Genomic DNA, 12800 nt, shown 5'->3' with positions numbered 1-12800 from the left:
AAGAGCGTAAAGCGGCCGGAACAGAGAGTAAGCGGGCGGGGACGATGGATTGTGGCTGTAACCATCCTGACTGTATAATGAAGATAAGATGACTAGGAAAGGGGCGACCCGGAGTGAAAATCAGCGAATTGTCGCAATTAACCCATGTCAGTGCCCGCTCGATCCGTCATTACGAAAATCAAGGACTTCTCATCGCCGACAGACTGGATAACGATTACCGGGATTTCCCTGAATCGGCCGTCGGGCGGGTCAAGGCGATCCAGCTGTACTTGAAGCTGGGATTGACGGTTGAAGAGATCAAAGCGTTATTCAGAACGGAAGTGGCCGATCCTGACGGTTATGAATATTGTGAGGAGATGCTGGCTACGTATGAGGGAAAGCTGCAGCAGGTAAATGAGCAGATCGAAGCCTTGCACGGGCTGAAAACATTACTGGAAAGGCAAATCGCCTTCACCAACGGGAAAAAGAACATCGTATAGCCAAAACAGCACTGGAGCGCCGGAAGCATGCTCCGGTTTTTTTATGTTGACATTGACACTAGTGTAAACCTTTATGATGGGCTTAATCTCGTGATGAAGGGAGTTTTACCTATGAATACAGGCTTTACAAAAGACACCCGTCAAGCTGGCGATTCGTATGCGGCCGGCCCTTCCAAATCAGTCACCCTCATCGGACTCGGCCCGATGGGACAGGCGATGGCGCTCGTACTGCTGGACCGCGGCTATGCCGTGACCTTGTGGAACCGGACCCCCGGCAAGGTGGAAGAGCTTGTCCGGCAAGGTGCCGTCCGGGCCGAGACGGTCGGCGGAGCTTTGGATGCGAATGAGCTCACGATACTCAGCCTCACCGATTACGGCGCCATGTACACTATTTTCGAACCGGCCTCAGAGCAATTGGCAGGCAAAACGATCGTCAACTTGAGCTCGGACACGCCGGCGAACGCCCGTAAGGCGGCGGAGTGGCTAGCGGACCGCGGCGCCCGTCTCGTCACAGGCGGCGTGCAGGTTCCACCTTCAGGGATCGGCCAATCCGGGTCCTACACGTATTACAGCGGGCCAAGGGAGGCGTTTGAGGTTTATAAGGAGACGCTGGAGGTGCTGACCGGCACCGATTACAGGGGAGAGGATCCCGGACTTTCCATGGTGTATTACCAGATCCAAATGGACATGTTCTGGACATCCATGCTCAGCTATCTGCATGCGCTTGCGCTGGCTGACGCAAACGGCATTTCGGCGGAACAGCTTCTACCGTATGCTTCAGCGACCCTGTCGTCGCTGCCGGGCTTCATCGCGTTCTACACGCCTCGCCTTGACGAAGGGCTGCATCCCGGCGATGTGGACAAACTGGCCATGGGTGTGGCGAGCGTCCAGCATGTCGTGCACACTGCCGAAGATGCGGGGATTGATGCTGCTTTACCGGCTGCCGTGCTCCAGATTTTCAGGCGGGGAATGGACCAAGGATATGCCGGGAACAGCTTTACCAGCCTGATTGAAACGTTCAAAGCAGCCAAAGTGCGGAACACATGACCCGCAATGCCGAAGCCTGACTCTTTTGGAGTTCAGGCTTTTTTGTACTGTAACTGAGAAGCGATTGACCTTCGTCAAGGTCTAGGGGTATACTTTATTCAATTTTTCAGAATACGTTTTCGTAGCTCGGCAAGAGCAGGAAAACGAGAGTTTGTCTTACATATAACGCTGCATGCAGCGTAACGATCTCAAGGAGGTTATCATTTGCTTACTACATTAAATCTAGCCGGAATTTGGGAACTCCAATTAGATGGGGAGAAGTCCGGATTGCAAACGCCGTTCGCCGATACGATGGCGCTCCCGGGCACGACATCGCATGCCCGAAAAGGGGAGCGGAACGAAGCCGCAGAGATCGGCTCGCTGACGGATGAGTATCGTTTTGAAGGCTATGCCTGGTTTTCACGGACGTTTGAAGTGGACGCATCACTCGTGGGGTTACCCTGCTTCCTTTACCTGGAGCGTACGCGTGTGACAACTGTTTGGATCGACGGTGAGGAATTGGGCAGCCGTAACAGTCTGAGCACCCCCCACGTGTACGAGATCTCCGGAGGACTGACGGCAGGGACGCATACGATGCTCATTCGCGTCGACAACACGAACTACCCCACCAAAGGCGGCCATCTTACATCCCCGGATACCCAGACGAACTGGAACGGCATCACCGGACGGATCGAGCTGCAATTTACGGGCCAGCGTTACCTGCAAAATGTCCAGGTCTATCCGGATGCAGCAAGCCGGTCGGTCACCGTCAAGGCGCGCCGCGTGGGCATTTCTGCAGACAAGCTGGTCGTGTCAGCATCCGGATTCAACGGCGATTCCGAGCATCGGCCGGAGGCGCAAACGTTCAGCCTTTCCGATGATCGCGAGGTCGTTATCACATACCCGCTCGGTGAAGAAGCCAGACTGTGGAGCGAGTTCGATCCCTACCTGTACAAGCTGAACCTTCGTCTGGAGGACGAGGAGGGAACGCTGCTGGACGTGACCGAAATCGTATTCGGACTGCGGTCATTCCAGGCTGACGGCGATAAGTTTACGATTAACGGAACCCGGACCTTTCTGCGCGGGAAGCATGACGGCCTCATTTTCCCGCTGACAGGTTACGCGCCGACAACTGTTGACGAATGGCTGCGGGTGCTTACCATTGCCAAATCGTACGGCATCAACCATTATCGCTTCCATACCTGCTGTCCGCCGGAAGCCGCTTTTACCGCGGCCGATCTGCTGGGAATTTATATGGAGCCGGAGCTGCCGTTCTGGGGAACCGTCACCGACGAATCCGATCCGAAGCATAACGCCGCCGAACAGGAATACCTGATTCAGGAAGGGTTCTCCATGCTGGAGAGCTTCGGCAATCATCCGTCTTTTGTCATGATGTCGCTCGGGAACGAGTTGTGGGGGAGCAAGTCGCGCCTCAGTGAGATCCTTGCCGCTTACAAAGCGTTCGATGACCGCCCCTTGTATACGCAAGGCTCGAACAACTTCCAGTTCGTGCCGGACATTCTCCCGGAGGAGGATTTCTTTTGCGGCGTCCGCTTCTCGCGGGATCGTCTCTTCCGCGGCTCCTACGCCATGTGTGACGCGCCGCAGGGCCATGTGCAGACGGACATGCCAAGCACCCGGAAAGATTATGACGAGCAGATCCAGCCGTCCATCTTGGGTAAAAGATCGGTGGAAGGATCCGGGAACAGCATCCAGATCCAGTACGGAACAGGTACGAAGACCGTGCAGGCGTCGGCTGTAGAAGAACAATTGATCCCCCGCATTCCGGTCGTTTCGCACGAGATCGGACAGTATGCCACCTTCCCGAATTTTGCCGAGATCGAGAAATACACAGGTCCACTCAAAGCCCGCAATTTCGAAACGTTCCGGGAACGGCTCGAGGACAAGGGGCTCGGCCATTTGGCAGAGGCTTACTTTTGGAACTCCGGACAGCTGGCGGTAGACTGCTATAAGGAGGAGCTGGAAGCTGCTTTCCGGTCCCGCCGGCTGGCAGGGTTTCAGCTGTTGGATCTCCAGGATTTCAGCGGCCAAGGGACGGCGCTCGTGGGTGTACTGGATGCTTTTATGGACAGCAAGGGCTTGGTGACACCGGAAGAGTGGCGGACGTTCTGCTCCGACGCCGTGCTGATGGCTCGTTTTGACAAATATCATTTTACAGCCGGGGAGCGTTTCGGCGCGCACGTCGAACTGGCTTATTTCCGCGGCATACCGCTAAACACGGCTGAGGTCGTCTGGAACGTTGCAGAAGGCGGGACGATCCTGGCCGAAGGAACGCTGGCTGCAGAAGCATCCAAAGACGATAACTACGTCGATTTCGGGGATATCTCCTTCGTAGTTCCGGAACCTGCGGGTATGACACAGGTCACTTTGTCACTTGCGATCACCGGGACGGATATCCGTAAAACCTACCCGCTCTGGCTCTACCCGGCGGGAGTGACTGTCGATGTATCAGCCGAGCAATGGGTAACCGCACTTGACCCAGGCGTCCTGGCGCGTCTTGCGCAGGGGGAGTCTCTGCTGCTTACGCCGGACCCAGACCGGCTGAAATCCGCCGTAGACGGCACGTACTGCACGGATTTCTGGTGTTACCCGATGTTCCGGTCGATATCAGAGAGCATGAACAAGCCTGTGCCTGTCGGTACGATGGGACTGCTGATCGATCACTTGCATCCGGCACTGCGGCATTTTCCAAGCGCCTCGCATTCGACGTATCCTTGGTGGAGCATCGCGACCCACTCGCGTCCGATCATTCTGGACGATCTGTCCCAAGCCTTGTCGCCGATTGTTCAGACGATTGACAATTTTGAGCGCAACCATAAGCTGGGCCTCTTGTTCGAGTGCCGGGTCGGCGCCGGCAAGCTTCTCGTCTGTCCGCTGAATACGGAAGCAGTGATTGGTACGCCGGAGGGCAAGCAGTTCCTGCACAGCCTGATCGAATATGTACGATCGGAAGATTTTGACCCGCAGGTTGAACTTGCGCCTTCCGAGCTTCAGGCCATCCTGTAAGCTCACGATCTTCAGGATGGCTCCATCCAAACCGGACGATGCTGAAAATACGGACGTTTGGTTGAGCAAAACTGCCGCTGACGTTGCAGCTCCACGCAATTTGCCCTATGATGAGAGAGAAAAGGGGAGCTGAACGTGGCTAGAACCAAAGCATTTGATACGAATGAAGTTCTGCATAAAGCGATGAAGGTTTTCGGGAGCCGGGGCTATGAAGGCACTACACTGCCGGACCTGTTAACGGGGCTGGGCATCGCCCGCCAAAGTTTGTATGACACGTACGGTACGAAGCGTGACCTGTTCGTGACGGCCGTCAAATATTATATGGATCGAAAAAATCGCGATTTGCTGGAATTGATGGACCAGCCGGGTGCGGTTATTGATAAAGTGAAGCTGGCTTTCACGGCGATGATCAGCGCTCTGGCGGACCCGGAGCTGCGCCTGGAGTGTTTTATCATCAGCAGCGCGATTGAGCAAGCGCCTCATGACGAGGAGCTGGCCGCCTATATCCGCTCCAACACCGAACAGGTGGAGCAGGCTTTCTACAGCATGCTGGAGCGCGGGAAGGAGCGGGGCGAGATCGATCCGGCAACCAATACCCGCGAGTTGGCCCGGTTTCTGGCGCATGAGCGGATATCCTTGGTCGTTGCGGCAAAGATGGGGATGGACGAACAGAACCTGTTGGGGATCATGAAGATCGTGCTGTCGGTCGTCAATCCAAGTGGTAGTCATGTGGAATAGAAGTGGTGCGCAAAAAGGGCTATCCCGTGGTCATCGGTCATGATCATGGGATAGCCTTTCTTCATGTTGCTTAAAGAGTAAAAAAGCTATTACAGGCGTGGTAAAATGGTTTTACACTTTAGGTCGGCTTAAAGTCAAAGCCGATGCGAATGTTGTAAACTGAACACTGGAGAATAGGCGGGAAACAATGAAAAATGGAAGTACGATGAATAAACAAGGGAGAATGGAAACAGCTTTTTTATATGCAGTGTTCATTTGTTACATCCTTTTTTTATGTAAATTATTGTTCTTGTCAAGAGTTTCGCTTGTGGATTTGTTTAATAGTCAAAGGACTATAGATAGGTCGATCAATCTCATTCCTTTTCATAGTATAATGGACTATATATTTAGCAGCTCTGCCACGATAAAAAAATTCGCTTTTGCTAATGTGGTTGGCAATATCGTTATCTTTCTTCCTCTCGGCACCTATTTGTCGTTAATTAAGAACAATAAAAGAACAACCAATCTGCTATTCATAGTAATGACAAGTTTATTTATTGAAATCATTCAGGGCCTTTTAGGCATTGGAGCATCAGACATTGATGACATCATTTTAAATGGTTTGGGTGGATTCGTCGGTATTTTAGGGTATACGTTTTTAATGTGTATATTACGGGATAAGATAAAAGTACGTACTGCAATTACAATACTATCGGCAATAGGATTACCCGTTCTATTATATTTATTATTTGCGGTGAGATTGCGTCTCTGAATATCTTTATTGCATAAACAAGATGGTCCCTTACGGAAAAGGAACGGACTTATGACAAAGGATTGTTCTTCTGCTTATGATCCAATCGTTCTTTGCCGTAAACCCGCTCCATGACCGTAATAAAGTCGAGCTATTCTTTTGCTAGCGTTTATTGGTTAATCAACAGCCTGAAACTATACATCGTTGCTCAGACGTAAGCCTTCTCCAGCCAGCACCGGTTGTCCCGAATAAATTCATCCAGCGACCGCGGATTCCGCCCGGTTACTCGCAGTACCGTGTCCGTAACCTGATCTTCCACGCCTTCCGTCCGAATACGGCGATCCAGATCAGCCAGGAATTCAGCGTAGTCATTCGGAATACCGGCGGCTGTAAGCGACTGCGCCAGCTGCTCTTCCGTAATGCGGCTGTGCTTGACGGCCAGGCCTGTAAGCCGGCTGATTATCGCTGCGGCTTCATCATAGCTGAGTGATTCGGGCCCCGTAATGATATGCTCTGTATTGTGCGGTTCCTTGTCCGTCAGCGCATGGAAGGCGACGGCTGAAATATCTTCCGCATCCACGAAGCCGACTTTGCCATCCCCGGTCGCCGTGAACATTTGACCCTGCTGGCGGATGGTATGCCCATGTCCGGCTTCCGTAAAATTTTGCATGAAATAGGATGGCCGCAGCACGGCCCATTCGGGCGCGTGCTCTTTCAGGTACTGATGGACGGGGCCGAAGACCGGCCCATGCTCCGTTATCGACGCGCTGGAGAGCAGGACGAAGCGGCGGACGGAGGCGTCCAGTGCTTTGCGGATCAAAGGGATCATGACTTTATCCGGGTGCATGCCCGTCGGGGCGACGAGATAAATGGCACCAACACCTTGCAGGGCTGCTTCGTGGGTGGAATCTTCGTACCAGTCAAAGCGTGCATGGTCTGCCAGGGCATTCTCCATGTTGGACGGGCTTCGTCCGGCTGTCCGGATGGAGTAGCCTTGGTTGATCAAAAGCTGGGCGAGACGGGAGGAAGTTTTTCCTTGTCCTCCTGTGATGAGAATGCGATTGGATGAATCGGTATGCATAAGAACAGCTCCTTTTTTTATCGTTTGAGTGATGATCAAAGTGCTAAGGGGTTCCAGTAGTCCTGAAACCGGACAATTTTTCCGTTCTTAACCTCTACAACAGAAATATACTTCTGCTCATATGGTTTGCCATCCGCGAAGACGTTCCCGTTGCCTTCGTACTGGGCAATAAATACCGGGGATTCCGCCGAAACATGGATTACCGGTTTGGTAAAAGAGCGAATCTCAAGCAGGGTGTCGAGCATATCCAGGTGCTGCTTCAGAGCCCTTTTACCCTTCAAAAATTGAGGTAGCGCCTCAGGCGCGTAAGGGAATTCAAAAACGATATCCTCATCAAACAAATCGAGAAAACCTTCATAATCTTTGTTCATAATACGATCTGTGAACCATTGCATGATCGTTTCTGCCTGTGCGGAAGAAATCGTGCCCATTTGAGATGCCTCGCTTTCTGCGGTGGATTGGACCTGTTTAGCAATTCGCCAAAGGTATGGACCTAATATAACAATTCCGGACCGAATGGTCAATAATATTTTGACTAAATAGTCCGAAAAAAGAAAAAACGATGGAAAGAGGGCGCCTGTTATCAGGTGAGCCGATCTCAGCTTTTCATGAATAAGGTCACTCCATTGGCATACGGACGAAGGGAGGTATACAATACCATTTGGGCGAGCATCGCAAATGACCCATGAAAATCTGTTCATAGGAGGGGAACCATGCCGCAGGAAGACGTGATCAAAACCGTGATGAAACAGTACATTGACCGCTTCAATCAGGATGATGTGGAAGGCGTGCTTTCCCTTTTCGGGGAAGAAGCCACCGTGGAAGATCCGGTCGGTTCACCGGCTGTAGAAGGGAAATCCGCAATCGCTGAATTTTACAAAAAGGTGGTTAATGGAAATACCCGAATCCGGCTTGAGGGACCCATACGGGGATCTCACGGCAATTCGGGAGCCATGGCGCTGCAGATTACGACCTCAGCTGAAGGGAAAACCATTTCCATACCGGTCATTGAAGTGATGACCTTCGACGAACAAGGCAGCATCGCTTCGATGAAGGCATACTGGGGGCCGGGGGATATGGTCATCAAGTAATACGGTATTGGCATAGGTGCCGCCGTACTGGAGCACATGCTGCCCGGTGCGGCGGCTTTATGTTTTTCTGGGGAGGCGCGGCCCTGAAGTCCATATTATTATATGATTTCGCACTATTTTAATATTGTCCTTTCCACTGCATGACGGTAAGATCGTTGTAGTTTGAATTGAAACCGCTTCCTAAAAAGAATTCCATATGCGCATTTCTACAGGTATGGATTGCTGATCAACGTGAAAATGAGGTGCAGTTCATGACGGAAATCGAAAACCTTAAACAGCAGTTTGCCGATCCGCCTGCTGAATTCAGCCCTATTCCTTTTTGGTTCTGGAACGATGCACTGACGGAGGAGGAAATCATCCGCCAAATCCATGATTTTCATGCCAAAGAGGTGGCGGGGTTCGTCATTCACCCGCGGATGGGAATGCCCAGAGAGATTCCTTATTTGTCGGAGAAATACATGGACTTGGTTGAAACCGCCGTATCGGAAGCCGCCGGTCTGGGGATGCGGGTCATTCTGTATGATGAAGGGATGTATCCTTCCGGCTCCGCCTGCGGACTCGTCGTGCAGCAGAATCCCGCGTTGGCCAGCCGGGGGTTGCGGCTTCAGGAGATCCCATGCGATAAAGGATCAGGCCCCGTCAGGGTTCCCATCTCGTTGTCCCCTGGGGAGACGCTGGTGTCGGTCCAAGCTGTTATCAAGCCGTCTGCAGGTGAGGCCCAATTGGGAACGGCACTCATGCTCGAATGTGAGAACGACGGCGTGTCGTTCACACCGCCGGCACAAGGAAATTGGTCGGTCTTATTGTTCATCGAGACTCCATCGCAGGGAACCATCCGCGGGGTTCATCCCGGACAGGACGATGGCGAGCCGGACGCTCCATTAGCGGCTGATTTACTGAATCCGGATGCGGTGAGAACCTTTATTACGATAACGCATGAAAGATACTATCAAAGGCTGCATCGCTATTTTGGAACGACCGTATTCGCCTTTTTCACCGACGAACCGGATTTGCTCGGCCGCGGCCATATCAGGGGGCTGAAGCCATGGACGAACGGCTTCCTGAACGAGCTTATCGAGAACGGCTTTCGGGAGCAGGATTTACCGGCGCTGTGGTTCGAGACGGGAGACTCTGCCGCTTCGGTCTGCGAAGCCTACGAAACGGCGGTCCGGAACCGGCTGGGCCGCACGTATTATAAGCAGATCGCCGATTGGTGCGAAGCGCACGGTATCAGCCTTACCGGTCATCCGGCGGGAAGCGACGACATTGGGCTGCTGGAGCATTTTCATATTCCCGGGCAGGATGTCGTCTGGAGGTACATCGCTCCCGAAGACGGCAAGTCGCTCACCGGCGTGCACAGCACCATGGGCAAGTGCTCATCGGATGCCGCCCGCCACCGGGGGAGACGGAGAAACCTGAACGAATGCTTCGGCGTCTGCGGAATCGAGGGCGGCTGGTCGCTGACCGCCGACAATATGAAATGGTACCTGGACTGGCTGTTCGTCCGGGGTGTCAATCTAATCAGCCCGCATGCCTTTTATTACTCCATCCGCGGAGAGCGCAGAGACGAGCGTCCGCCGGATGTCGGACCTCATAACATATGGTGGCCGGAATACGGCAGGTTCGCAAGGTACATCAAGCGGATGAGCTGGATGATGACGGGCGGTGTGAACGGAGCGGAGGTCGCCGTACTGGCGGGGGCTAAGCACCTGCCTTGGCAAATCGTCAAGCCGCTTTATGAGCAGCAGATCGAGTTCAATTACTTGGAGGAATCGCTGCTGAACACCTCCTGCGAGTTAGAGGACGGGACGATTGCGATCGCCGGTTACCGGTATAAAGCGCTCCTGATTGAGGATTCCCTGCGGCTTGCGCCTTCCAGCCTGCAGTTCCTAAAGACGTTTGCCGATCAGGACGGCGTGATCATCGAATGGAGTCCTGAAGGCAGGCAGAGCATGGACATCGGCCAGGTTGCGGTAAGCCGCGCCGTAGAGATTCCGGAAGCTCTGGGACGCAGGCTGGGCAGCAAGCATAGGCTCGAACCCGCCGCGGAAGCGATTCGGATCAGCCGCGTGCTGAAGAACGATATCTGTTTCTATGTCATCGTCAATGAGGGTGAAGAAGAATACGAAGGTGCCTTGCGGATAAACCACGCCGGTACGGCGGAGTATTGGCGGCCTTGGACGGGGAAATGCGAAGCGGCGAGGACGGTTCAAACAGAGGATGGACAGGTCGTCGACTTACGTATAGAACGCAGGGAATGCATCATCGTTGCCGTGGATCCGGCCTGGGATGAACAGGGGGCGAGTTTCAGATCGGAGACGGCGAAGAGCAAGAGGGATTGGGACGTATCGGTGGAGGACCTGTCGGAAGGCTGGCAGGTGGTGGATGGTCCATGGACCGGGGAGCTCCCTTCGCTGTCGTCATGGACTCATTGGGAAGGGATGGACCACTTCTCGGGAACGGTTGTTTACGAGCGGAGCTTCGAGCTTGAAGATCCGTCCGCGTGGATGGAACTCCTGCTGGATCTCGGCGATGCCCATGAATTCGTTCAACTCGAGGTGAACGGCAGGGAGGCGGGGGTCCGGATGTGGAAGCCGTACGTTTTTGACTTGGCCGAATCGGGACTGCATCCTGGATCGAACCGTTTGCGCGTGTCTGTCACGAACAGCCTGGCCAACCGCTACGACGGCAAGTCCTTCCCGTCCGGGCTGATTGGCCCGGTACAGCTGAGGAAGGTGCCGCATCCTTGAGATTTCTTTGGCAATAAGAACTGAGTTCGTGACGGCAAGTTGTCGAACCCCATATGAAAGGTAACTCTTCGCTGCAGGCTGATCTGTTAAGGGATAGCGGATGACGTTTCCCGTTTGACGGCCAGCTTGACGAAGCGGCACAGCGGTTCGAGTTTGAACCGGGACATCATTTCGGTTGAGATCGACCTAAAATAACGGCAGAATCTGCTCCTCTTCCCGCGTCTGCACAGCGTCTGTGCAGACGTCCCGAAGAGGAGTTTTCGTATTTGGCAATCCTCGGCCGCATACAATGCACGACGATTCTCAAGTATATGGACTCTGCGAAATGGCGAAAATGATGAGAAAGATTCATAAACCGTGCTGCAAGGGGACCAACAAATGTCATTTTTCAAACAACTATGGAAGGCCATGCTCAAGGATGAATCTAAATCGCAGGAAGCCATTGTCGAGGCATATCCTGAAAACAACGAAAGTCCCTCTCTTCAACATACGCTGGAGCAATTTAACAATTGCGCCGATCTGGTGCATCGAACGTACCCCAAACTTCAAGTGGATATCGTGTACTTTAGTCCCATGATGGATATGGACAAGCTGACTCGCGACGTATTAACCCCGCTGCTGCAAGCTGGTGAAGATGAAGTATCCGGCGTGTTGGAGCAAAGCCAATTTTCCAAAAATGAGGACAGTAAGCAAATCGTTAAAGGGATTCTTTCCGGACAGGCAGCCATCTTTTACGGGCAATTCGCCTATTTAGTGGATGTTTTCGGCCCCGAATCGCGCGCCGTTACCCAATCCGAAACGGAGACGGTCATTACGGGCCCCCATGATGCTTTTACAGAACGTGCGGGGACGAATCTGGCGCTCATTCGCAGCCGAATTCGAAGCTCACATCTGAAAGTGATCCGGTTGTCTGTGGGGGAAGTAACCAAAACGGATGTGTTTATCCTTTATATAGAAGGAATTGCAAACATGGATTATGTTCATGAGGCGATAAGCAGAATTAAAGCCATTGAAATGGACGCCGTGTATGACACCTCGATGCTCATCCAATGCATAGAGGACAGCCCGAAATCCGTGTTTCCCCAATTCATTACGTCGGAACGTCCGGACGCGATTGCGTCCAAGCTGGTATCCGGGCGGGTGGTTGGGCTCTGTGACGGGAGTCCTTCAGCATTTAGTGCACCTACATCCGTGTTCGAATTTTTCTCTTCCTCGGACGATTACTACCAACGATGGATGGTCGGTACCGGGATCCGCCTGCTTAGATTCGTTGCCTTTATCATTACAGTAGCCTTCACGGCCCTTTACGTGTCCGTCACGACGTATCATTATGAGATGATTCCTGAAAATCTGCTGATCCCGTTAACGGAATCCAGAAGCAGGGTTCCCTTTCCACCTTTATACGAAGCTCTGCTGATGGAAACCACGATCGAGCTGCTAAGGGAAGCCGGCGCACGGCTGCCTACTAAAATCGGGCAAACCATCGGTATCGTCGGGGGTATTGTGATAGGACAGGCAGCCGTTCAGGCCGGTCTGACAAGTAATATTTTAATTATCGCCGTGGCGATCTCTGCGATCTCCTCCTTTGTTATTCCCAGTTATGCCATGAGCGGCTCGATTCGAATCATTCGTTTCGGAATCATCGTGTTGGCAGGAATATGGGGGAACTTCGGGATTGCGATCGGGTTCACCGCGATCATTATTCATCTTGGGGGAGTGCTCAGCCTCGGTACGTCCTATTTAACTCCCGTTGCCCCGTTTAAGTTTAGGGATTGGAAAGATACGTTTATCCGGGCTCCATTTTTTATCCTGGATGAAAGACCTACACAAACCAAGACGCCAAACCGGATAAGACAAAAGCCCAGAAGGTAGGTGACG

10 protein-coding genes are annotated in these 12800 nt (G+C 52.9%); 8 read left to right on the top strand and 2 right to left on the bottom strand.

Annotated features, from left to right (window positions below):
- The first annotated feature begins 113 nt into the window (after positions 1-113).
- The 5 genes from K2F33_RS30615 to K2F33_RS30595 all read left to right on the top strand — a co-directional run bounded on the left by K2F33_RS30615 (position 114) and on the right by K2F33_RS30595 (position 6021).
- Positions 114-479: a MerR family transcriptional regulator gene (locus K2F33_RS30615; RefSeq protein WP_076168931.1), complete on the top strand. Its 366-nt coding sequence runs from the start codon at positions 114-116 to the stop codon at positions 477-479.
- Positions 480-590: 111 nt separating this feature from the next.
- Complete coding sequence (locus tag K2F33_RS30610) at positions 591-1526, top strand: NAD(P)-dependent oxidoreductase (RefSeq protein ID WP_263880419.1); 936 nt, start codon at positions 591-593, stop codon at positions 1524-1526.
- Between the two features lie 204 nt (positions 1527-1730).
- Entirely contained in the window at positions 1731-4532 is a 2802-nt protein-coding gene (locus K2F33_RS30605; protein ID WP_263880418.1) for a glycoside hydrolase family 2 TIM barrel-domain containing protein, read from the top strand.
- A 135-nt stretch (positions 4533-4667) separates the two neighbouring features.
- Positions 4668-5270, top strand: a complete 603-nt coding sequence (locus K2F33_RS30600) for a TetR/AcrR family transcriptional regulator (RefSeq protein WP_212983039.1) — start codon at positions 4668-4670, stop codon at positions 5268-5270.
- Between the two features lie 187 nt (positions 5271-5457).
- Positions 5458-6021, top strand: coding sequence for a VanZ family protein (locus K2F33_RS30595; RefSeq protein ID WP_263880417.1), 564 nt, complete (start codon positions 5458-5460; stop codon positions 6019-6021).
- A gap of 187 nt (positions 6022-6208) precedes the next feature.
- Here K2F33_RS30595 and K2F33_RS30590 read toward each other — a convergent pair whose 3' ends face one another.
- Entirely contained in the window at positions 6209-7081 is an 873-nt protein-coding gene (locus tag K2F33_RS30590; protein WP_263880416.1) for an NmrA family NAD(P)-binding protein, read from the bottom strand.
- 35 nt (positions 7082-7116) lie between these two features.
- Positions 7117-7512 (bottom strand): nuclear transport factor 2 family protein, encoded by a 396-nt coding sequence (locus tag K2F33_RS30585; RefSeq protein ID WP_076168919.1) that lies wholly within the window; start codon positions 7510-7512, stop codon positions 7117-7119.
- Positions 7513-7794: 282 nt separating this feature from the next.
- On the opposite strand from K2F33_RS30585, the gene K2F33_RS30580 reads away from it, so the two are divergent.
- From K2F33_RS30580 to K2F33_RS30570, 3 genes are all read left to right on the top strand, one after another.
- Positions 7795-8172, top strand: a complete 378-nt coding sequence (locus tag K2F33_RS30580; RefSeq protein ID WP_076168916.1) for a nuclear transport factor 2 family protein — start codon at positions 7795-7797, stop codon at positions 8170-8172.
- 251 nt (positions 8173-8423) lie between these two features.
- Positions 8424-10922 carry a glycosylhydrolase-like jelly roll fold domain-containing protein gene (locus K2F33_RS30575; protein WP_263880415.1) on the top strand — a complete coding sequence of 833 codons (2499 nt, stop codon included), beginning with the start codon at positions 8424-8426 and terminating at the stop codon, positions 10920-10922.
- Between the two features lie 378 nt (positions 10923-11300).
- A complete protein-coding gene (locus K2F33_RS30570) occupies positions 11301-12794 on the top strand; it encodes a spore germination protein (RefSeq protein ID WP_263880414.1) in 1494 nt (497 codons plus the stop codon).
- The last annotated feature ends 6 nt before the right edge of the window (positions 12795-12800 follow it).

It is taken from the genome of Paenibacillus sp. PSB04, from assembly GCF_025809195.1.
Classification (GTDB): Bacteria; Bacillota; Bacilli; order Paenibacillales; family Paenibacillaceae; genus Paenibacillus_AQ; species Paenibacillus_AQ favisporus.
The sequence above is the reverse complement of the archived record's forward strand: the minus strand, read 5'-3'. Positions and strand labels throughout refer to the sequence as shown.

Coding starts and splice junctions, on each gene's coding strand:
- K2F33_RS30610 (WP_263880419.1), top strand. CDS start 591: ATGAATACAGGCTTTACAAAAGACACCCGTCAAGCTGGCGATTCGTAT.
- K2F33_RS30595 (WP_263880417.1), top strand. CDS start 5,458: ATGAAAAATGGAAGTACGATGAATAAACAAGGGAGAATGGAAACAGCT.
- K2F33_RS30590 (WP_263880416.1), bottom strand. CDS start 7,081: ATGCATACCGATTCATCCAATCGCATTCTCATCACAGGAGGACAAGGA.
- K2F33_RS30585 (WP_076168919.1), bottom strand. CDS start 7,512: ATGGGCACGATTTCTTCCGCACAGGCAGAAACGATCATGCAATGGTTC.
- K2F33_RS30580 (WP_076168916.1), top strand. CDS start 7,795: ATGCCGCAGGAAGACGTGATCAAAACCGTGATGAAACAGTACATTGAC.
- K2F33_RS30575 (WP_263880415.1), top strand. CDS start 8,424: ATGACGGAAATCGAAAACCTTAAACAGCAGTTTGCCGATCCGCCTGCT.
- K2F33_RS30570 (WP_263880414.1), top strand. CDS start 11,301: ATGTCATTTTTCAAACAACTATGGAAGGCCATGCTCAAGGATGAATCT.